The organism is Escherichia sp. E2748 (genome assembly GCF_005781125.1).
Taxonomy (GTDB): domain Bacteria; phylum Pseudomonadota; class Gammaproteobacteria; order Enterobacterales; family Enterobacteriaceae; genus Escherichia.
This window is the reverse complement of record NZ_VATP01000024.1, coordinates 1-20900: the sequence shown is the minus strand read 5'-3', so window position 1 is coordinate 20900 and position 20900 is coordinate 1. Positions and strand designations below refer to the sequence as shown.

Below are 20900 nucleotides of genomic sequence, written 5' to 3'. Positions count from 1 at the left end.
GTATAAAGATGTCGATCAAAACCAGTAATACAGAATTCAAGACACGCATCCGTCAGCAAATTGAAGATCCGATCATGCGCAAAGCGGTGGCAAACGCGCAGCAGCGTATTGGGGCAAATCGGCAAAAAATGGTCGATGAATTAGGTCACTGGGAGGAGTGGCGCGATCGTGCCAGCCAGATACGTGATCATGTTCTGAGTAATCTTGACGCTTATCTGTACCAGCTCTCCGAAAAAGTGTCGCAAAACGGCGGTCACGTCTATTTTGCAAAAACCAAAGAAGACGCTACCCGCTATATTTTACAGGTCGCCCAACGCAAAAATGCCCGGAAGGTGGTGAAATCTAAATCGATGGTGACCGAAGAGATTGGCGTCAATCATGTGTTGCAGGATGCTGGCATTCAGGTGATTGAAACCGATCTGGGTGAATACATTCTTCAGTTGGATCAAGATCCGCCATCTCATGTTGTGGTTCCGGCTATCCATAAAGATCGCCACCAGATCCGCCGGGTGCTACACGAACGTCTGGGCTATGATGGCCCGGAGACGCCTGAAGCGATGACCTTATTCATTCGTCAAAAGATCCGTGAAGATTTCCTCAGTGCCGAAATCGGTATAACCGGCTGTAATTTCGCGGTAGCAGAAACCGGTTCGGTATGCCTGGTGACCAATGAAGGCAATGCGCGAATGTGTACCACGCTACCTAAAACGCACATCGCGGTGATGGGGATGGAGCGTATTGCCCCCACGTTTGCCGAGGTTGATGTATTGATCACCATGCTGGCGCGTAGTGCCGTTGGCGCACGTTTGACGGGATACAACACCTGGCTGACAGGGCCGCGCGAAGCGGGGCATGTGGACGGGCCTGAAGAGTTTCATCTGGTTATTGTTGATAACGGGCGTTCTGAAGTGCTGGCCTCTGAATTTCGGGATGTGCTGCGCTGTATTCGCTGCGGGGCCTGCATGAATACTTGTCCGGCATATCGCCACATTGGAGGTCACGGATACGGATCTATTTACCCAGGGCCAATCGGCGCGGTGATTTCTCCGCTACTTGGCGGCTATAAAGATTTTAAAGATTTACCCTACGCCTGCTCTTTATGCACGGCCTGTGACAGCGTGTGTCCGGTGCGTATTCCTCTGTCAAAACTGATTTTGCGCCATCGTCGAGTGATGGCTGAAAAAGGGATCACCGCAAAAGCAGAGCAACGGGCGATCAAAATGTTCGCTTATGCCAATAGTCATCCGGGATTGTGGAAAGTCGGAATGATGGCAGGCGCTCATGCGGCAAGCTGGTTTATCAGTGGCGGCAAAACACCACTCAAGATCGGTGCGATTAGCGACTGGATGGAAGCCCGCGATCTTCCTGAAGCTGACGGCGAGAGTTTCCGTAGTTGGTTTAAGAAACATCAGGCGCAGGAGAAAAAGAATGGATAATCGAAGCGAATTCTTGCAAAACATCGCTCAGGCACTGGGGCGTCCGTTGCGACTCGAACCGCAAACAGAAGATGTACCGCTTAACAACTATGCAAACGAGCGTCTTACTGAACTTAACCAGCAACAGCGCTGTGACGCGTTTATCCAGTTTGCCAGTGATGTCATGTTGACGCGTTGTGAACTGATCAGCGAGGCGCAGGCCGCGGATGCTGCATTACGCCTGTGTAAAGAGCTGGGAGATCAGTCGGTTGTGGTTAGTGGCGACAGGCGACTGGAAGAACTGGGGATCAGTGAACGTTTACAGCAGGAATGCAATGCCGTCGTGTGGGATCCGCTGAAAGGTGCCGAGAATATCTCGCAGGCAGAGCAGGCTAAAGTTGGCGTAGTGTATGCTGAATATGGCTTAACAGAATCGGGAGGCGTGGTGCTTTTTTCCGCTGCTGAGCGTGGACGCTCGTTGAGTTTGCTCCCTGAGTCCTCAATTTTTATCCTGCGCAAAAGCACCATCCTGCCACGCGTGGCGCAACTTGCAGAAAAATTGCATCAGAAAGCGCAGTCCGGTGAACGTATGCCGTCCTGCATTAACATTATTAGTGGCCCCAGTTCAACGGCGGATATTGAGCTTATCAAAGTCGTCGGGGTTCATGGCCCGGTAAAGGCGGTGTACCTGATCATTGAGGATTGCTGAGAGGGAGTAACATGAGAGTTACCTCACGTTTTTATGGCAGGATTCAGTCCCATATCAAAACGGTAACTCTCAACCTTACAAGGCCTACAGCCAAATCAAGTCGCGACTGAATTTTTAGTTCTCAGCGGCATTCCATTCGCCACAAAATACGCAGCCGTGCTTTTCGCCAATCATAATTGATGCATCCACCACGCGCAGGCCTTCCAGTTTGTATACGGCCCGCCGTCTCGTCGTAGTCTGTTCTGTACGCATCGCACGGGGGAAAGGCGGTTTCGGTGCAATTACGCACAAGTTCGTTGAGCTGTTCATCGGTCTGACAATCGACACACAGGGAATAGTGTGATGTTCCAGGACGTGCATAAAACTGCGCCATCTCTGCATATGGTACGGGAATCATTGAACCACTGTAGAATTTTATGCATATATTATATATAGTTGTAACTTCATATCTTGTAATTCCTCTTAGTCACTTGTAAATCTTATATTCTATTAATTAACGATTTTATATGAATGAAAGCTGAATGGATTCAGTCTTATGCGCATATATATTTATTAATAAGACAATTCTTATATTTAAATACCTAATTAGAGTTATCACTTTCGTTGGTTATATATTATGGGTGTAATGCCTGCTCCTTGTTTATGTTTTGAGTTGATTTGAGCTTTCAGATACATATAATGCGCATATGTTTGAGACTGGGTGCTAATGTAAGGGTAAAGTTAAGATTGTTAATTTGAAATAGGTGTCCGGTAGTAAGTTAATCTATTATTACTCTCTGAACTGCATACCCAGGTATGTGGTTATCAATGTTATGCGATTTTTTTGAATTTATATATGCCATGAACAGTAACCGGGATGGCATTTTATGCGTTGCTGTTTATGCAATCTTGGTTTTATTTGGATGTATTGCTGGAGATTGTGATGAATAAAATATATCGGCTAAAGTGGAACAGGTCCCGTAACTGTTGGAGTGTCTGCTCTGAACTGGGAAGCAAAATAAAAGGAAAAAAGTCCCGGGCTGTTTTAATTAGCGCGATAAGTTTATATTCATCTCTGGCGTTCTCTGGTGATTTCATCGTGAACGAGGATAAGACCGTTGATTACGGCAAAGCCGATCAGAACATCGATTACCGTATTACGGTGACTGATAACGCTAATCTGGTTATTAACGTAACAGATACTTCCCGTCCTCGTTTTACTCTCGCTTCTAATGGTGGGCTGGATATAACCGGAGGGAAAGTCTATATCAATGGTCAGCTTGACGTACTGTTGAAAGGTACGGGTTTCCTGAACGTCTCCAATGCTGGTAGTGAGTTGTATGCTGATGATTTATATGATTCAAACTCCGGCTCCTGGCATGATCGTGGCTATTTTAATGTCTCCAATGGCGGCAAAATCCATGTTAAGGGCACCAGTCGTCTGACTTATACGCAGGGAAATGTCAGTGGTGAAGGTAGCCAGGTAAATTCCGAAACCTTCTTTATGGGCGTTTTCAGCAGTTACGGTGGTGATCAGTACCTGTCAGTTAATAACGGCGGTGAAGTTAATGCCAGGAAGCAAATTAGCCTGGGCTATTATAATCAAAACTCCGATACAACACTTGCCGTTTCGGAAGGTGGTAAAATTTCTGCGCCGACTATTAGTTTAAGCACCAACTCTGAGTTGGCGTTAGGTGCACAGGAAGGAAGCGCAGCGAAGGCAGCAGGGATTATTGATGCCGAAAAAATTGAGTTTGTCTGGGCTTCGACATCCGATAAGAAAATCACCTTAAACCACACGGATAAAAACGCGACTATTTCCGCGGATATTGTCAGTGGCAGCGAGGGCCTGGGCTATATCAATGCGCTCAATGGCACGACTTACTTAACCGGTGATAACTCTGCCTTTAGCGGTAAAGTCAAAATTGAGCAAAATGGCGCTTTAGGGATCACTCAAAATATAGGTACAGCAGAAATCAACAACCGCGGGAAATTACACCTGAAGGCTGAGGATAGCATGACCTTTGCCAATAAGATTTCCGGCAACGGTACAATAAGTATCGACGGTGGGACGGTGGAGTTGACCGGCAATAACAATGCATTCTACGGATATATTGATGTTGCTTCCGATGCTGTCGCGGTTATTTCTGAAGATAAGAACATCGGCCGTGCAGAGCTGGATGTTGATGGCAAATTGCAAATTAATGCCAACAAAGATTGGGTATTTGATAACGATCTTGAAGGTAGAGGCATTGTTGAAATAAACATGGGGAATCACGAATTCTCCTTCGATGAGTTTGCTTATACAGACTGGTTCCAGGGTTCACTGGCGTTCCAGAACACGACATTTAACCTGGAAAAGAATGCTGAGTTTCTGCAGAAAGGCGGGATCACTGCGGGTCAGGGAAGCCTGGTAACGGTGGGTAAGGGCGCTCACTCCATTAGCACTTTGGGATTCTCCGGCGGAACCGTTGATTTTGGTGCCCTGACAGCAGGTGCACAGATGACAGAAGGGACGGTCAACGTTAGTAAAACGCTGGATCTGCGCGGCGAGGGTGTGATTCAGGTTTCTGACAGTGACGTTGTCCGCTCAGTATCTCGTGATATTGACTCCGCGTTATCGCTTACTGAAGTTGATGATGGTAACAGCGCCATTAAGCTGGTTGATGCGCAAGGTGCGGAAGTTCTGGGGGATGCGGGCAACCTGCAATTGCAGGATAAAAATGGGCAAATTCTCTCCAGCAGCGCCCAACGTGATATTCAGCAGAATGGACAAACAGCGGCCGTCGGCACTTACGACTATCGTCTGACGAGTGGGGTAAACAATGATGGCCTGTATATCGGCTATGGCCTGACGCAGCTTGATTTGCAGGCGACCGACAGCGATGCCCTGGTGCTGAGCGCTAACGGTAAAAGTGACAATGCCGCCGATCTCAGCGCAAAGATTACCGGCAGTGGTGACCTGGCATTCAGCAGCCAGAAAGGTCAGACCGTATCGCTTTCTAACAAAGACAACGACTATACCGGTATTACCGATCTGCGCAGCGGGACGCTCTTGTTGAATAACGATAACGTGTTGGGTAATACCCGTGAACTGCGTCTGGCGGCAGAGACTGAACTGGATATGAATGGTCACAGCCAGACCGTGGATACGCTCAATGGGAGCGCAGATTCGCTGCTGAACTTAAACGGCGGTAGTCTGACTCTTGCCAACGGGGGGACTTCAGCCGGTTCGTTAACGGGTAACGGGGAGCTGAATATTCAGGACGGCACGCTGGACCTTGCGGGCGATAACAGCAACCTGACGGCTAATATGAATATTGCTAGCTCGGCTAATGTTCTGGTAAGTCATGCACAGGGATTGGGTAGCGCAAATGTTGAGAACAACGGTACCCTGGTGTTGAATAATAGCGCTGAAAAAAGAGCGGCTGTGCCTGTGAATTACACCCTGGGCGGCAACCTGACCAACAACGGTACGCTGATGACCGGAGAGTCTGGACAGCAAGCGGGCAACGCGTTAGTTGTGAAGGGGAATTACCATGGTGATAACGGCCGACTGGTGATGAATACGGCACTGAATGGCGATGATTCAGTGACGGATAAACTGGTTGTTGAGGGCGATACCAGCGGCACGACTTCCGTTACGGTGAATAACGCTGGTGGTACAGGCGCTAAAACGCTTAACGGTATTGAACTTATCCATGTTGATGGTAAGTCTGAGGGGGAATTTGTTCAGGCGGGACGTATCGTTGCGGGCGCATATGACTACACTCTCGCGCGTGGTAAGGGGGCAAACAGCGGAAACTGGTATCTGACCAGTGGTGGTGATTCAGCTGAACCGCAACCGGAGCCAGAGCCGATGCCGAATCCGGAGCCTAATCCGACTCCGACTCCGACTCCGACTCCAGAGCCGACGCCGGGTCCGGATCTGAATGTGGATAATGACCTGCGACCGGAGGCGGGTAGCTACATCGCGAACCTTGCAGCAGCGAATACCATGTTCACTACGCGTCTGCATGAGCGTCTGGGTAATACGTACTATACCGACATGGTGACGGGTGAGCAGAAACAAACCACTATGTGGATGCGCCATGAAGGTGGTCATAATAAATGGCGCGATGGCAGCGGCCAGCTGAAAACCCAAAGCAATCGCTATGTTCTGCAACTGGGAGGCGATATCGCGCAGTGGAGCCAAAACGGCAGCGACCGCTGGCATGTTGGGGTCATGGCGGGATATGGCAACAGCGACAGCAAAACCATTTCCTCGCGAACCGGTTATCGTTCAAAAGCGAGTGTGAATGGATATAGCACTGGCCTGTATGCCACCTGGTATGCTGATGACGAATCGCATAATGGCGCGTATCTCGACAGTTGGGCGCAGTACAGCTGGTTTGATAACACAGTGAAAGGGGATGATTTACAAAGTGAATCCTATAAATCAAAAGGATTTACCGCTTCACTGGAAGCTGGATACAAACACAAATTAGCTGAATTTAATGGCAGTCAGGGAACGCGTAATGAATGGTATGTTCAGCCGCAAGCACAGGTTACCTGGATGGGAGTCAAAGCCGATAAGCACCGCGAAAGCAATGGGACTCTCGTTGATAGCAGCGGTGACGGCAACATTCAGACTCGACTTGGTGTAAAAACCTGGCTGAAGAGTCATCATAAAATGGACGACGGTAAATCCCGCGAGTTCCAGCCATTTGTGGAAGTGAACTGGTTGCATAACAGTAAGGATTTCAGCACCAGCATGGATGGCGTGTCAGTCACTCAGGATGGCGCCCGAAATATTGCCGAGATAAAGACGGGTGTTGAAGGACAGCTAAATGCCAACCTGAATGTCTGGGGAAATGTGGGCGTTCAGGTTGCTGATAAGGGATATAATGACACCTCTGCAATGATTGGCGTTAAGTGGCAATTCTGATCTGAATAATAAGTAAAAGGAGAGAGCCGAATGGGTACCAATTCGGCTCTCTGTGTCATTTTCTTGCAGTCAGCTTTTCCTGCCAGAGTGAAGACAAGCAGATTAAGCTGGCGCACAAGATTTAATCAAGGTGTGTTCAATGGCTTCGCATGATTTGAGTGTTTTTTTGGAAGAGTTCGGCGCAACGGTTAATTTGACGTTGCCTGGTATTGTGTCCGAAAAAGAACGGCTTTTACTCAAGCTGCTAATGGAGGGGATGTCGGTTACAGAAATCTCACAGTACAGAAATCGCAGTGCAAAGACAATTTCACATCAAAAGAAGCAGTTGTATGAGAAATTAGGCATCCAGAGTGATATCACTTTCTGGCGGGATATCTTTTTTCAGTATCACCCGCAGGTAACCACTGCTACGGGAAATAAAAATAAAATTTATCTTCCTGACAACCGTTGTCACCATATTGTCACACCTGAAGCCATCAGTCTGGCGCTGGAAAACCATGAATTCAAACCGTGGATCCAACCGGTATTTTGTGCTCAGACAGGGGTACTGACAGGTTGTGAAGTGCTTGTTCGTTGGGAACATCCGCAAACGGGAATCATCCCGCCGGATCAATTTATTCCTCTGGCGGAGTCATCTGGTCTTATCGTCATAATGACCCGCCAGTTGATGAAACAGACTGCGGATATTCTGATGCCGGTAAAACATTTGCTGCCGGACAATTTCCATATTGGTATCAACGTCTCGGCGGGCTGTTTCTTGGCTGCGGGATTTGAAAAAGAGTGTCTGAACCTGGTTAAGAAATTAGGTAACGATAAAATCAAGCTGGTTCTTGAGCTGACGGAACGTAACCCTATTCCGGTAACGCCAGAAGCCAGAGCGATATTTGATAGCCTTCATCAGCACAACATTACCTTTGCGCTGGATGACTTTGGTACGGGTTATGCGACCTATCGTTACTTGCAGGCGTTCCCGGTCGATTTTATTAAGATCGATAAGTCATTTGTGCAAATGGCGAGCGTGGACGAAATCTCCGGTCATATTGTCGACAATATTGTCGAACTGGCGCGTAAACCTGGTCTGAGTATCGTGGCTGAAGGGGTGGAAACTCAGGAACAGGCGGACTTAATGATCGGTAAAGGCGTTCACTTTTTGCAGGGCTATTTGTATTCTCCGCCAGTACCGGGTAATAAATTTATCTCTGAATGGGTAATGAAAGCAGGTGGTTGATCTAAACCGCTATTCACAACGCATCGGGAGGTTGAGTGGTATCAATTCTCCCGATGCAGTAGATCCTGATAGATCCCCGTTAATATGCCATTTGGCGCAAATTGTTTTTTAATCCACTGCGTCACCTGACCCGTAGCAGAATGCTGAGTCGCCAGTAACATGCGCGAATCCTGGCGCGGATTATGGATTTGTCGGGTAACCAGCAGGGATTGCGTCATCGCCTCACGGACCATGTAATCCGGCAAAAAACCAATCCCTTCACCTAAAATCTGGCACTGACATTTGGTATTGAAATCTGGCACCAGAATCGACTCCTGCCCATGCAGCAACCAACCTACTTTTTTATTAATCGTATGCGCGGTGTCCTCCACCATAATATTAGGGTAAAGACGCAACTGACTTTCAGCGATCGGTTCTGGCATAAAGGCCAGTGGGTGATCCGGGGCAATGGCAAAAGCCCAGCGAATCGCGCCAATTTCAGTGTAATCAATACCGCCACCGTCCAGCAGCGTGTCGGGCGCGCCGATGGCGATATTCGCCTGATTATTGATAATCGCATCCCAGACGCCGTTATACACTTCGGTCGTCACGGTAATCTGGCAGGTAGGAAACTGTTTTTTCAGCACCTGTAATAAGCGTGCGGTGTGTTTGGGCGTATAAAGTAGCTGATTAATACAAATGCGCACGCGCGCTTCTATGCCCTGAGAAATAGTATCGATACTGCGTTTGATGGCGTGAAAATCATTCAGCAGGTCGGTAGCTTTGCGGAAAAAATAACGCCCGGACTCGGTTAACTCAATGCTGCGGGTGTTACGAGTGAACAGCACCACATCCAGCCCCGTCTCCATACGCTTGATGGTGTAGCTAATGGCGGAAGTGGTTAAACCCAACTCTTCTGCCGCTTTACTGAAGCTGCCAAAACGCGCAGCGGTAGTAAATGCCAACAGATTCTCTTCGGTAAAAATTGAGTTCATTAAACCATTCCCGCCATTATCTACTATGAATTTCTCCAGCTATGACTGTAGAGGTATCGGTTAAAGATAGATAATCATTTTTGAATAACTTTTAATACCCGTCGCGTTTAGTCGTCGCTTCGCTTAATTTTTGTCCGCCATATTCTGAAATTATCCCCACGCAGTTACCCGCCAGAAAACCCAGTAACGTTACCGTCCAGTTCATCCCGCTGGCAAAAAACAGCGTCATGCCGAGAAAGCCACCGGGAATAAATGACAGTAACCAGAAACGCCCTTGCCAGACCACCACCGCCGAGAAGGGTACAGTCGTAATCACGCTCGCCCAGAACGCGAACAGTCCACTCACAGAGGCCAGCCAACCGGCAGCCAGCGCGGCGAAAAACGCCCACACCATCCCGGAATAATTAACCGCCAGGCTTCTGATAAACCCCGATTTACCGCCGCCTGCGGCATAAAAACTGCAAAAGGCGACGAACCCTATCGTACCTAATAATTCCCATCCCTGAGAAAGCCCAACATGTGAAGACACTAACTGCCAAAGCCCTGCACAAACACCGACGGTTATACCCGTTGCAGTGAGTCCGTTCATCTTGTTCCCCTCTGGTTAGACATGGACGAAAGCTGCGCTTACATGTGCAGACTATAGAGAAATAAAACCTGATTGAGTGAAAGGGTATCGGGTCAAAGAAACAAATATTGCACTACCGCACACTGCGAAAAGATTGTTGAACATCATTCAACAAAAAGGCGAAATACGGCGAATTAAATTTAAGCGGGTTCTTTTATCAGATTATCGTTGCTATTCTCAATTCATCGAAAACAGCCACAAAAACCAGGGGAATGTGAATGACTATAAAAAATCTACCTGCCGACTATTTATTGGCTGCACAACAGGGCGATATCGATAAAGTAAAAACCTGTCTTGCGCTGGGTGTCGATATTAATACCTGCGATCGCCAGGGGAAAACGGCAATTATGCTGGCAAGTTTATATCAGCAATATGCTTGCGTTCAGGCGTTAATTGATGCCGGGGCGGATATTAATAAACAAGACCTGACATGTTTAAATCCTTTTTTAATGAGCTGCCTGAACGGTGATTTAACGCTGCTACGAATTATTTTACCGGCTAAACCAGACCTTAATTGCGTCACCCGTTTCGGTGGTGTCGGCCTGACGCCTGCCTGTGAAAAAGGCCATTTAAGTATTGTGAAAGAACTTTTGGCGCATACGGAGATTAACGTTAACCAGACCAACCATGTTGGCTGGACGCCGCTACTGGAAGCGATTGTGCTTAACGATGGCGGGATTAAACAGCAGGCGATTGTCCAGCTATTGCTGGAACACGGTGCCAGCCCGCACATGACGGATAAATATGGCAAAACGCCGCTGGAACTGGCGCGGGAACGGGGCTTTGAAGAGATTGCGCAGTTACTGATTGCCGCAGGCGCATAAACCGGGAGGCTGGCTATCGACACACCAGAAAGACGGTGTGTGTGGGCGCTAACTGCGGATGCGGATTTTCTGGCGCAGCGGGGGAAAGGACAGGTTGAACAGGTCTTTGCCAGAGCGGTAAATATCGCACTCCCGGCCCGCCAGCAGTTGCTGACGCTGCTTTGTGAAGAGTACGACAATGCGCCAAACAGTTGTCGGTTGGCACTCACTCACTTTGATGGTCTGTTCCGGCATGGTGATAAGGTTCAGTTTGACGATCAAGGCATTACGGTTGGTCAACATCTTCATATAGAGATGAGTCGATGTCAGCGTTGGCTGTCCCCAACCTTGCAAATGACCGCTCTGAATTTTCACCTTATCGCCTGGCAACAGTGGCACGACATTATTCATCAGCACCTGGGGGAAAATGAAACCCTGTTTAATTATCGCGGCGATAATCCGTTTTATCAGGCATTAAATAAAGAATTACATATTAAACGACGGGCAGTTATTCAGGCAGTAAACGATAAACAAAATATCGCCTTAGCAGTCGCCAGTATGATGGGCTTAGGGATTGGCCTTACGCCATCAGCCGACGATTATTTAACAGGACTGGCGCTTATTTTATTTATATCCGGGCATCCGGCGGAAAAATACAAAGAGGAATTTTATCTCGGTCTGCAACGCGGCAAAAATAATACCACGTTATTAAGTGCCATAACGCTGGAAGCCGCATTACAACAACGCTGCCGGGAAAATATTCATCGTTTTATACACGACATTATTTATGACATCCCTGGGAACGCAACTCAGGCAATAGAAAAAATTAAACATATTGGCTCCAGTTCCGGCTGCGACATGCTGTATGGCATGGCCGATGGTTGTGCGCTGAGCCAAACCTACGGAGGGAATTATGTCAGTTAAAATAGTCATTAAACCGAATACCTATTTTGATTCTGTCTCGCTGATGTCTATCTCCACGCGTGCAAATAAACTCGACGGCGTCGAGCAGGCATTTGTGGCGATGGCGACCGAAATGAACAAAGGCGTACTGAAAAATTTAGGGCTGCTGACGCCGGAGCTGGAACAGGCGAAAAACGGCGACCTGATGATTGTCATCAACGGCAAAGCGGGCGCGGACAACGAGCAGTTGCTGGTGGAGATTGAAGAGTTGTTCAACACCAAAGCGCAAAGCGGCTCGCACGAGGCACGTTACGCCACGATTGCCAGCGCCAAAAAGCATATCCCGGAAAGTAACCTGGCAGTGATTTCGGTCAACGGCCTGTTTGCTGCGCGCGAAGCGCGTCAGGCGCTGCAAAACGACCTTAACGTGATGCTGTTTTCCGATAATGTCTCGGTTGAAGATGAACTGGCGCTCAAGCAGCTGGCCCACGAAAAAGGGCTGCTGATGATGGGGCCAGACTGCGGCACGGCGATTATCAACGGCGCGGCTCTCTGTTTTGGTAACGCCGTGCGTCGCGGCAACATCGGTATTGTTGGCGCATCCGGCACCGGCAGCCAGGAGCTGAGCGTCCGCATTCATGAATTTGGTGGCGGCGTTTCGCAACTGATTGGCACCGGCGGGCGCGACCTGAGCGAGAAAATCGGCGGCCTGATGATGCTCGACGCTATCGGGATGCTGGAAAACGATCCGCAAACTGAAATCATTGTGCTTATCTCCAAACCGCCAGCGCCTGCGGTGGCCCGCAAAGTGCTGGAACGTGCGCGCGCCTGCCGCAAGTCGGTAGTGGTCTGCTTCCTCGGTCGTGGCGAAACGCCGGTTGACGAGCAGGGACTCCAGTTTGCCCGCGGCAGCAAAGAAGCGGCGCTGAAAGCAGTGATGCTCTCCGGCGTGAAACAGGAACATCTCGACCTGCATACCCTGAACCAGCCGTTGATTGCGGATGTGCGTGCGCGTCTGCAACCGCAGCAGAAATACATTCGTGGCCTATTCTGCGGTGGCACGCTGTGTGACGAAACCATGTTCGCGGTGATGGAAAAACACGGCGATGTCTACAGCAACATTCAGCCCGATCCTGAATTCCGCCTGAAAGATATCAACCGCAGCATCAAACACACCTTCCTCGACTTTGGCGATGACGACTTCACCAACGGCAAGCCGCATCCAATGATTGACCCCACCAACCGCATCAGCCGCTTGATCGAAGAAGCGCGCGATCCAGAAGTGGCGGTGATCGTGATGGATTTTGTGCTCGGATTTGGATCGCATGAAGATCCGGTCGGCTCCACCATCGAGGCGATCAAAGAAGCGAAAGCGATCGCCGCTGCCGAAGGACGCGAGTTGATCATTCTCGCCTATGTGCTGGGTACCGATCTCGATACGCCATCGTTAGAACAACAAAGCCAGATGCTGCTTGATGCCGGAGTGATTCTGGCGAGCAGCAGCACCAATACCGGATTGCTGGCGCGTGAATTTATCTGCAAAGGGGAGGAAGCCTGATGAGCCAGTCACTGTTTAGCCAACCGTTGAATGTTATTAACGTCGGCATCGCCATGTTTAGCGATGACCTGAAAAAGCAGCATGTAGAAGTGACCCAACTCGACTGGACGCCGCCGGGACAGGGCAATATGCAGGTGGTGCAGGCGCTGGACAACATTGCCGATTCACCGCTGGCGGACAAAATCGCCGCCGCTAACCAGCAGGCGCTGGAGCGCATTATCCAGTCGCATCCGGTGCTGATTGGTTTTGATCAGGCGATTAACGTGGTGCCGGGCATGACGCCGAAAACCATTCTTCACGCCGGGCCGCCGGTTACCTGGGAAAAAATGTGCGGCGCGATGAAAGGCGCGGTCACCGGAGCGCTGGTGTTCGAAGGGCTGGCAAAAGATCTCGATGAGGCGGCTGAACTGGCGGCTTCCGGGGAGATCACCTTCTCGCCGTGCCACGAACATGACTGCGTGGGATCGATGGCGGGCGTCACCTCGGCCTCGATGTTTATGCACATCGTAAAAAACAAAACCTACGGCAACGTCGCTTACACCAACATGAGCGAGCAGATGGCGAAGATTTTGCGCATGGGCGCTAACGACCAGAGCGTGATTGACCGCCTCAACTGGATGCGCGATGTGCAGGGGCCAATGCTGCGCGACGCGATGAAAATTATCGGCGAGATCGATCTGCGCTTAATGTTGGCGCAAGCGCTGCATATGGGCGATGAGTGCCATAACCGCAATAACGCCGGGACGACGCTACTGATTCAGGCGCTGACGCCGGGGATTATTCAGGCAGGTTATTCCGTGGAGCAACAGCGCGAAGTGTTTGAGTTTGTTGCCAGCAGCGACTACTTCTCCGGCCCGACGTGGATGGCGATGTGTAAAGCGGCGATGGATGCGGCGCACGGCATCGAATACAGCACCGTGGTGACCACCATGGCGCGTAACGGCGTCGAGTTTGGCCTGCGGGTCAGCGGATTACCGGGGCAATGGTTTACCGGCCCAGCGCAGCAGGTGATCGGCCCGATGTTTGCCGGTTATAAGCCGGAAGATTCGGGGCTGGATATCGGCGACAGCGCCATCACTGAAACCTACGGCATTGGCGGATTTGCTATGGCGACCGCGCCCGCAATCGTCGCGCTGGTGGGCGGTACGGTGGAAGAGGCTATCGATTTCTCCCGTCAGATGCGCGAAATCACCCTTGGCGAAAACCCCAACGTCACCATTCCGCTGCTCGGTTTTATGGGCGTGCCGTCGGCAATCGACATCACCCGCGTGGGCAGCAGCGGCATTCTGCCGGTGATCAACACCGCCATCGCCCATAAAGATGCGGGCGTCGGCATGATTGGCGCGGGCATTGTGCATCCACCATTCGCCTGCTTCGAGAAAGCCATTCTTGGCTGGTGCGAACGTTACGGCGTCTGACTTACATGTTTATGCCGGATGCGGCGTGAACGCCTTATCCGGCCTACGGATGGCACGAGAATTTGTAGGCCTGATAAGCGTAGCGCATCAGGCAGTCTGGCGTTGGTCATAACCCCATCACCCTCTGTAGCGGACATAACAACATGAAAGAACTTGTGGTCGTTGCCATTGGTGGCAACAGCATTATCAAAGATAACGCCAGCCAGTCGATTGAGCATCAGGCGGAGGCGGTGAAAGCCGTCGCCGATACGGTGCTGGAAATGCTGGCTTCCGATTACGACATTGTGCTGACCCACGGCAACGGGCCGCAGGTCGGGCTGGATTTACGCCGTGCGGAGATTGCCCACGAGCGCGAAGGGCTGCCCTTAACGCCGCTGGCGAACTGTGTGGCAGATACGCAAGGCGGCATTGGCTATCTGATCCAACAGGCGCTGAACAACCGACTGGCGCGCCACGGCGAGAAAAAAGCCGTCACCGTGGTGACTCAGGTGGAAGTGGATAAAAACGATCCGGGTTTTGCTCATCCCACCAAGCCCATCGGTGCATTCTTCAGTGAAAGCCAGCGTGACGAATTACAAAAGGCTAACCCTGACTGGCGTTTTGTTGAAGATGCCGGACGCGGCTATCGCCGCGTTGTCGCCTCGCCGGAACCGAAACGTATTGTCGAAGCACCTGCCATTAAGGCGCTGATCCAACAAGGCTTTGTGGTAATTGGCGCGGGCGGCGGTGGAATTCCTGTGGTGCGCAGCGAAGCAGGGGATTACCAAAGCGTGGACGCGGTTATCGACAAAGATCTCTCCACCGCGCTACTGGCTCGCGAAATTCACGCCGACATTCTGGTGATCACCACCGGCGTGGAAAAAGTGTGTATTCACTTTGGCAAGCCGCAGCAGCAGGCGCTGGATCGCGTAGATATTGCCACCATGACCCGCTATATGCAGGAAGGGCATTTCCCGCCCGGCAGCATGTTGCCAAAAATCATCGCCAGCCTGACGTTCCTGGAACAGGGCGGCAAAGAAGTGATTATCACCACGCCGGAATGCCTGCCTGCGGCGCTGCGTGGCGAAACGGGCACCCATATTATTAAAACGTAAGGACGTAAGATGAAAGAAAGCAATAGCCGCCGTGAGTTTCTGAGCCAGAGCGGTAAGATGGTTACCGCCGCTGCGCTGTTTGGTACCTCTGTGCCGCTCGCCCATGCGGCGGTTTCTGGCACTATAAACTGCGAAGCGAACAACACCATGAAAATCACTGACCCGCATTACTATCTCGACAACGTGCTGCTGGAAACCGGTTTTGACTACGAAAACGCTGTGGCGGTGCAGACCCGCACGACGCGTCAGACCGTGGAGATTCAGGACGGTAAAATTGTCGCCCTGCGCGAGAATAAGCAGCATCCGGACGCCATGCTGCCGCACTATGACGCTGGCGGTAAGCTGATGCTGCCCACCACCCGCGACATGCATATTCATCTCGACAAAACCTTTTACGGCGGGCCGTGGCGCTCGCTCAATCGTCCGGCAGGCACCACCATCCAGGACATGATCAAACTCGAGCAGAAAATGCTGCCGGAGTTGCAACCGTACACCCAGGAACGGGCGGAAAAACTGATCGATTTATTGCAGTCGAAAGGTACCACCATTGCCCGCAGCCACTGCAATATCGAACCGGTTTCCGGCCTGAAAAATCTGCAAAATTTGCAGGCGGTGCTGGCGCGACGTCAGGCGGGTTTCGAGTGTGAAATTGTCGCCTTCCCGCAGCACGGTTTGCTGCTGTCGAAATCGGAACCCTTAATGCGTGAAGCGATGCAGGCAGGGGCGCATTACGTCGGCGGGCTGGACCCAACCAGTGTCGATGGCGCGATGGAAAAATCCCTCGACACCATGTTCCAGATTGCGCTGGACTACGACAAAGGCGTCGATATTCACCTGCACGAAACCACGCCGGCGGGCGTGGCAGCCATCAATTATATGGTTGAAACAGTGGAGAAAACGCCACAGCTGAAAGGCAAGCTGACCATCAGCCACGCCTTCGCGCTGGCTACGCTCAACGAACAACAGGTCGATGCGCTGGCAAACCGAATGGCGGCGCAGCAAATTTCTATCGCCTCGACGGTGCCGATTGGCACGTTGCATATGCCGCTCAAACAGCTACACGACAAAGGTGTAAAAGTGATGACCGGCACCGACAGCGTTATCGACCACTGGTCGCCTTACGGCCTGGGCGACATGCTGGAAAAAGCCAATCTGTACGCGCAGCTCTATATTCGCCCTAACGAACAGAACCTCTCCCGTTCGCTGTTTTTAGCCACTGGCGATGTATTGCCGCTCAACGAAAAAGGCGAGCGTGTGTGGCCAAAAGCGCAGGATGACGCCAGCTTTGTGCTGGTGGACGCCTCCTGTTCTGCCGAGGCGGTGGCGCGTATCTCGCCGAGAACGGCGACGTTCCATAAAGGGCAACTGGTGTGGGGGAGTGTGGCAGGTTGATACGCATTTGATATGTCTGCAACGGTGAATAGTAAGAGATTTAAGCCCCAGAGAGTGGGGCTATCTGAATATGAGTGTGTCGGCAGTGGTTTGCTAATGAATCATCCTGAACTTTATAATCTCCAGGCATAATTTTTAGGGGGTTATTTGAGAGAAATACACAAAAAAAGAGTTTTAACAAAGATATTTATCAAGCCATAAATGTGACCTGCTTCGGATAAAAAAGATTAAGCGTAGAAAAACCAATGATACTCTTGCTGATTATTATCAAGAGTAATTATGATGTGATTTATTTTTCCATGATTACGTAAATATTCCCATGTCCATAGAAGAAAATATCTCACAAAAATATCCCCATGCTTCCTGTTGTACTTTTGGCGATTCAGCAGCGTTGGCCGATCACCTCGCAACGTTGATTGCGACTGGTGTTAAAACTGCTTCCTGTGGTTCGCTGGCGGGATGTATTGAGGACAATGCGTTTCCGATGATTGGTGAGTATAAGATTGTGCAAAATAGCGCTGGCGAGCCTGTTTGTGTTATCAGAATTATTGGCCTGCATTTACTGCGCTTTTCAGATGTCACTGAAGAGTTTGCCCGTAAGGAAGGCGAAGGTGATCTCAGTCTTAAATATTGGCGTAATGAACACCGTCGTTTTTTCGAGGCGGAAGGAAGTTATTCGCCAGAAATGGACGTTATCTTCGAAGAGTATGCCCTTATTGCCGTTGTGTAGATAATTAATTTATCTGCGCCCAAAAAATAAATATAGTCAGTTTTACTCTTTTACGTATGGCAAAAATTACACGTATTGGCCCTGTGGGGAACGTTGCTGCTCTGTTTGATTCAGGTACGCGGTATGTTGGGGCTGGATCGGGCGGCTTAAATATTGGCTATATTCAATGGACGCGTTTTGCCGCGATGACATATCAGGCATCGCCAAATACACATAGCTAATCAGGAGTAAACGCAATGAAGATCAAAGCTATTGGTGCATATTCCGCTAAACAACCGCTGGAACCGATGGACATCACCCGCCGTGAACCGGGACCGCATGATGTCAAAATCGAAATCGCTTATTGTGGCGTCTGCCATTCCGATATCCACCAGGTCCGTTCGGAGTGGGCGGGGACGGTTTATCCCTGCGTGCCAGGCCATGAAATTGTGGGTCGCGTGGTGGCCGTTGGTGATCAGGTGGAAAAACATGCGCCGGGCGATCTGGTGGGCGTCGGCTGTATTGTCGACAGTTGTAAACACTGCGAAGAGTGTGAAGACGGGCTGGAAAACTATTGTGATCACATGATAGGGACCTATAACGCGCCGACGCCAGACGAGCCGGGCCATACTCTGGGCGGTTATTCGCAGCAAATTGTTGTTCATGAGCGTTACGTTTTACGTATTCGCCACCCGCAAGAGCAGCTTGCCGCCGTTGCGCCGTTGCTGTGTGCAGGCATTACGACCTATTCACCGCTGCGCCACTGGCAGGCCGGGCCAGGTAAAAAAGTGGGCGTGGTCGGCATTGGCGGTCTGGGGCATATGGGAATCAAGCTGGCCCACGCTATGGGGGCGCATGTGGTGGCGTTTACCACTTCTGAATCAAAACGCGAAGCGGCAAAAGCCCTGGGGGCTGATGAAGTCGTTAACTCGCGTAATGCCGATGAAATGGCGGCCCACGTGAAGAGTTTCGATTTCATTTTAAATACAGTTGCTGCGCCGCATAATCTCGATGATTTTACGATTTTGCTGAAACGCGATGGCACCATGACGCTGGTTGGCGCTCCCGCAACGCCGCATAAGTCGCCGGAGGTTTTCAACCTGATCATGAAACGTCGCTCAATTGCCGGCTCGATGATTGGCGGCATTCCAGAAACCCAGGAGATGCTCGACTTCTGCGCCGAACATGGCATCGTAGCTGATATAGAGATGATTCGGGCCGATCAAATTAACGAAGCCTATGAGCGAATGTTGCGCGGCGATGTGAAATATCGCTTTGTGATTGATAATGGCACGCTAACGGACTGAAAAATTAAATATAGCGTGTAGTGCTACATATAACGTCGCTCTCCGGCACTAAGAGAGCGACAACATTCAGGGCAGGGGCAAGAGCTCGCTGCCTGTGTAAAGCGATCAGTCGACATGACCCAGTGCTGCTTATTAAACGATCAATAAATATATTTTGTGAATGTACGAGTTGACATTCATATGAAAAAAATCATAATTCCGTCATGTTCGCGTAGGGCAGTTTCTGTATCTTATGCATCGCACCAGGGCCTGACAGGAAATATGCTGTAAGGTTCGTATCAAAAAACCGCCATTAGCTCATCAGGAAGAGCAGACGACAACCAGGATTGTTGTATGGTACGGGGTTCGAGGCCTCGATGGCGGTCCAATTTCTCAATTGGGTTGGTTACAATTATCAGCTCACCGATGTGTCACTCCTTCATAAATCAGCCGTAGCGCAAAGACACCAATAATCGCACCAATAACCCGACTGGCAACGCGCTGCATACGCCCGTATGCACGACGCACGGCGGGTAAAGAAAACGCCTGACTAAGAAATACACGCCAGATAATAGATGCGAGCACAATCCCCGCCCAGGCCATAAACCGCGCCCAGGTCGGCGTTTCTGCGCTTAACGTCACTGAGAAGATACTGATAAAAAATAAAACTGTTTGTGGATTAGAGAGATCGGTAATGAGTCCACGGCGGAAAAATACATACCAGGGAGCATTAAGCGGCTGCTGTAATGCGCTCATCTGTGGTGTTGATTGTCGGCGCATACTGTTCCAGGCAAACCATAAAAGATAAGCGCCGCCGACGATTTTAATGAGTGAGAAAATCTCTTCACACTGGGTAATGAGCGTCGCCATCCCAAACAATCCCAACCCGGAATAGATGGCATCGCCAAGCGCCACGCCAAGCCCGGTGAGTACACCTGCACGACGGCCTGAGGCCAGGCTGGTTTGTACCACGACAAAGAGATTTGCCCCCGGATTAAAAAAGGTGATGACGAACAGTCCGACGGTCAGGTAAACGGCGTGCAAGGGGTCCATAGTGATTTCACCCATAAATAAGCTGAATTAACTTCATCATATTTATAGTAAAAATGACTGAATGCGAGCGCGATCACAAAGGTTGTCGATCTAAGAGAGTGCCACCCGTACTGTGACAGGTGGCAAAGGGGTATCAGAAGAGATATTTCACGCCCAGCATTCCCTGGGTATCGCTGTAACCATTGTCACCCAACTGCTGGGCGACGTTGCCCCACAGTTGCAGACGCGGGGTAAGCTGACCTTCTACCCCCATTTTTAACTCGCCAATATTACGCGTGCCAGTAATTGCATCGCTGATGCCATCCATTTTCACGCTGTAATTGCGTGAGTTATAAATCCAGTTGGCTTCCACGAAAGGCTGGAAAGAACGCTCTTTATGATCATCAATAGCATGATGACCCTGCAGATACGCTTTAACCCCCAGACGCGTTTGCAGGTTGCCTTCGGTGCTGTCCTCAACCAGCGTGCCATTGTCTTCCGTATGATTGTCTGCCTTCACATCCATCCACGTCAGTTGCATTTTGGGCTGCAACCAGTAGCTGGTGCGGGCATCAGCGCTTTCACCGAGACGGAAGGTGTAACCCGCTTCAACGGCAGCAGTGATGCCGTCAGAGTGATATTTCTCACTCGGCAGGTACTCGCCGGAGACGCTGTTATCAAACCAGTTATAGAGCAACCAGCTGTCAACATAAGTCCCTGTTTTGTCTGCTTCGTTAGCGTACCAGGTGCCATACACGCCCACGCTGTAGCCGTGGATTTGCCCACGTGAGCTGTACCCGGTCAGGCTGGAATGCGTGTGACTCTTGCTGTTGGCATAGACAGCC

General features: G+C 50.4%; 16 protein-coding genes and 2 pseudogenes. 13 read left to right on the top strand and 5 right to left on the bottom strand.

The window, feature by feature from the left end:
* Positions 1 to 8 precede the first annotated feature (8 nt).
* Both FEK42_RS18685 and FEK42_RS18680 read left to right on the top strand, forming a co-directional pair.
* Positions 9 to 1436, top strand: coding sequence for a LutB/LldF family L-lactate oxidation iron-sulfur protein (locus FEK42_RS18685; protein ID WP_135408117.1), 1428 nt, complete (start codon positions 9 to 11; stop codon positions 1434 to 1436).
* Positions 1429 to 2124 carry a lactate utilization protein C gene (locus FEK42_RS18680; RefSeq protein ID WP_135492012.1) on the top strand — a complete coding sequence of 232 codons (696 nt, stop codon included), beginning with the start codon at positions 1429 to 1431 and terminating at the stop codon, positions 2122 to 2124. Before FEK42_RS18685 ends, FEK42_RS18680 begins: the two co-directional genes overlap by 8 nt.
* A 95-nt stretch (positions 2125 to 2219) precedes the next feature.
* Here the strand turns inward: FEK42_RS18680 and FEK42_RS18675 are convergent.
* Positions 2220 to 2449, bottom strand: a pseudogene (locus FEK42_RS18675) (choline dehydrogenase); the annotation flags it as partial.
* A gap of 597 nt (positions 2450 to 3046) precedes the next feature.
* Between FEK42_RS18675 and FEK42_RS18670 the strand changes: the two are divergent.
* On the top strand, positions 3047 to 7030 hold the full coding sequence (locus tag FEK42_RS18670; RefSeq protein ID WP_135492013.1) for an autotransporter outer membrane beta-barrel domain-containing protein: 3984 nt from the start codon (positions 3047 to 3049) through the stop codon (positions 7028 to 7030).
* Positions 7031 to 7169: 139 nt separating this feature from the next.
* The gene (locus FEK42_RS18665) at positions 7170 to 8258 is read left to right on the top strand and encodes an EAL domain-containing protein (protein ID WP_130209778.1); all 1089 of its coding nucleotides are present in this window, start codon (positions 7170 to 7172) and stop codon (positions 8256 to 8258) included.
* A 41-nt stretch (positions 8259 to 8299) separates the two neighbouring features.
* On the opposite strand, the gene FEK42_RS18660 is transcribed toward FEK42_RS18665, so the two are convergent.
* Together FEK42_RS18660 and FEK42_RS18655 are read right to left on the bottom strand one after the other, a co-directional pair.
* Complete coding sequence (locus FEK42_RS18660; RefSeq protein ID WP_130261244.1) at positions 8300 to 9232, bottom strand: LysR substrate-binding domain-containing protein; 933 nt, start codon at positions 9230 to 9232, stop codon at positions 8300 to 8302.
* Positions 9233 to 9323: 91 nt separating this feature from the next.
* Positions 9324 to 9821 carry a DUF1097 domain-containing protein gene (locus tag FEK42_RS18655; RefSeq protein WP_138211916.1) on the bottom strand — a complete coding sequence of 166 codons (498 nt, stop codon included), beginning with the start codon at positions 9819 to 9821 and terminating at the stop codon, positions 9324 to 9326.
* 257 nt (positions 9822 to 10078) lie between these two features.
* Between FEK42_RS18655 and FEK42_RS18650 the strand changes: the two genes are divergently transcribed.
* From FEK42_RS18650 to yahK, 9 genes and pseudogenes are all read left to right on the top strand, one after another.
* Complete coding sequence (locus tag FEK42_RS18650; RefSeq protein ID WP_135492014.1) at positions 10079 to 10684, top strand: ankyrin repeat domain-containing protein; 606 nt, start codon at positions 10079 to 10081, stop codon at positions 10682 to 10684.
* A 39-nt stretch (positions 10685 to 10723) separates the two neighbouring features.
* Positions 10724 to 11587, top strand: a complete 864-nt coding sequence (locus FEK42_RS18645; RefSeq protein WP_135492015.1) for a DUF2877 domain-containing protein — start codon at positions 10724 to 10726, stop codon at positions 11585 to 11587.
* Positions 11577 to 13124, top strand: a complete 1548-nt coding sequence (fdrA, locus tag FEK42_RS18640) for an acyl-CoA synthetase FdrA (RefSeq protein WP_131161599.1) — start codon at positions 11577 to 11579, stop codon at positions 13122 to 13124. The genes FEK42_RS18645 and fdrA overlap by 11 nt, the downstream gene beginning before the upstream one ends.
* Positions 13124 to 14542, top strand: coding sequence for a DUF1116 domain-containing protein (locus tag FEK42_RS18635; RefSeq protein WP_135492016.1), 1419 nt, complete (start codon positions 13124 to 13126; stop codon positions 14540 to 14542). The genes fdrA and FEK42_RS18635 overlap by 1 nt, the downstream gene beginning before the upstream one ends.
* 13 nt (positions 14543 to 14555) lie before the next feature.
* A pseudogene (gene yahH, locus FEK42_RS23220) lies at positions 14556 to 14636 on the top strand (protein YahH); the annotation flags it as partial.
* A 49-nt stretch (positions 14637 to 14685) separates the two neighbouring features.
* On the top strand, positions 14686 to 15636 hold the full coding sequence (locus FEK42_RS18630) for a carbamate kinase family protein (protein WP_000661631.1): 951 nt from the start codon (positions 14686 to 14688) through the stop codon (positions 15634 to 15636).
* Positions 15637 to 15645: 9 nt separating this feature from the next.
* On the top strand, positions 15646 to 17028 hold the full coding sequence (locus FEK42_RS18625) for an amidohydrolase family protein (protein ID WP_135492017.1): 1383 nt from the start codon (positions 15646 to 15648) through the stop codon (positions 17026 to 17028).
* 319 nt (positions 17029 to 17347) lie between these two features.
* Positions 17348 to 17758, top strand: coding sequence for an ASCH domain-containing protein (locus FEK42_RS18620; protein ID WP_135490852.1), 411 nt, complete (start codon positions 17348 to 17350; stop codon positions 17756 to 17758).
* Between the two features lie 236 nt (positions 17759 to 17994).
* Positions 17995 to 19044, top strand: coding sequence for an NADPH-dependent aldehyde reductase YahK (gene yahK, locus FEK42_RS18615; protein WP_130261253.1), 1050 nt, complete (start codon positions 17995 to 17997; stop codon positions 19042 to 19044).
* A 399-nt stretch (positions 19045 to 19443) separates the two neighbouring features.
* Here the strand turns inward: yahK and FEK42_RS18610 are convergent, their stop codons facing one another.
* Positions 19444 to 20076 (bottom strand): LysE family transporter, encoded by a 633-nt coding sequence (locus tag FEK42_RS18610; RefSeq protein ID WP_130218317.1) that lies wholly within the window; start codon positions 20074 to 20076, stop codon positions 19444 to 19446.
* 133 nt (positions 20077 to 20209) lie between these two features.
* Positions 20210 to 20900, bottom strand: a 691-nt coding sequence (locus FEK42_RS18605) for an autotransporter outer membrane beta-barrel domain-containing protein (protein WP_138211915.1), incomplete at its 5' end; no start/stop codon positions are given.

Bases quoted from the DNA above. Each gene is read 5' to 3' on its own strand.
- FEK42_RS18635 (WP_135492016.1), top strand. From the start codon at position 13,124: ATGAGCCAGTCACTGTTTAGCCAACCGTTGAATGTTATTAACGTCGGC.
- yahK (WP_130261253.1), top strand. From the start codon at position 17,995: ATGAAGATCAAAGCTATTGGTGCATATTCCGCTAAACAACCGCTGGAA.
- FEK42_RS18610 (WP_130218317.1), bottom strand. From the start codon at position 20,076: ATGGACCCCTTGCACGCCGTTTACCTGACCGTCGGACTGTTCGTCATC.
- FEK42_RS18665 (WP_130209778.1), top strand. From the start codon at position 7,170: ATGGCTTCGCATGATTTGAGTGTTTTTTTGGAAGAGTTCGGCGCAACG.
- FEK42_RS18680 (WP_135492012.1), top strand. From the start codon at position 1,429: ATGGATAATCGAAGCGAATTCTTGCAAAACATCGCTCAGGCACTGGGG.
- FEK42_RS18670 (WP_135492013.1), top strand. From the start codon at position 3,047: ATGAATAAAATATATCGGCTAAAGTGGAACAGGTCCCGTAACTGTTGG.
- FEK42_RS18625 (WP_135492017.1), top strand. From the start codon at position 15,646: ATGAAAGAAAGCAATAGCCGCCGTGAGTTTCTGAGCCAGAGCGGTAAG.
- FEK42_RS18650 (WP_135492014.1), top strand. From the start codon at position 10,079: ATGACTATAAAAAATCTACCTGCCGACTATTTATTGGCTGCACAACAG.
- FEK42_RS18620 (WP_135490852.1), top strand. From the start codon at position 17,348: ATGTCCATAGAAGAAAATATCTCACAAAAATATCCCCATGCTTCCTGT.
- FEK42_RS18660 (WP_130261244.1), bottom strand. From the start codon at position 9,232: ATGAACTCAATTTTTACCGAAGAGAATCTGTTGGCATTTACTACCGCT.
- FEK42_RS18655 (WP_138211916.1), bottom strand. From the start codon at position 9,821: ATGAACGGACTCACTGCAACGGGTATAACCGTCGGTGTTTGTGCAGGG.
- fdrA (WP_131161599.1), top strand. From the start codon at position 11,577: ATGTCAGTTAAAATAGTCATTAAACCGAATACCTATTTTGATTCTGTC.
- FEK42_RS18685 (WP_135408117.1), top strand. From the start codon at position 9: ATGTCGATCAAAACCAGTAATACAGAATTCAAGACACGCATCCGTCAG.
- FEK42_RS18630 (WP_000661631.1), top strand. From the start codon at position 14,686: ATGAAAGAACTTGTGGTCGTTGCCATTGGTGGCAACAGCATTATCAAA.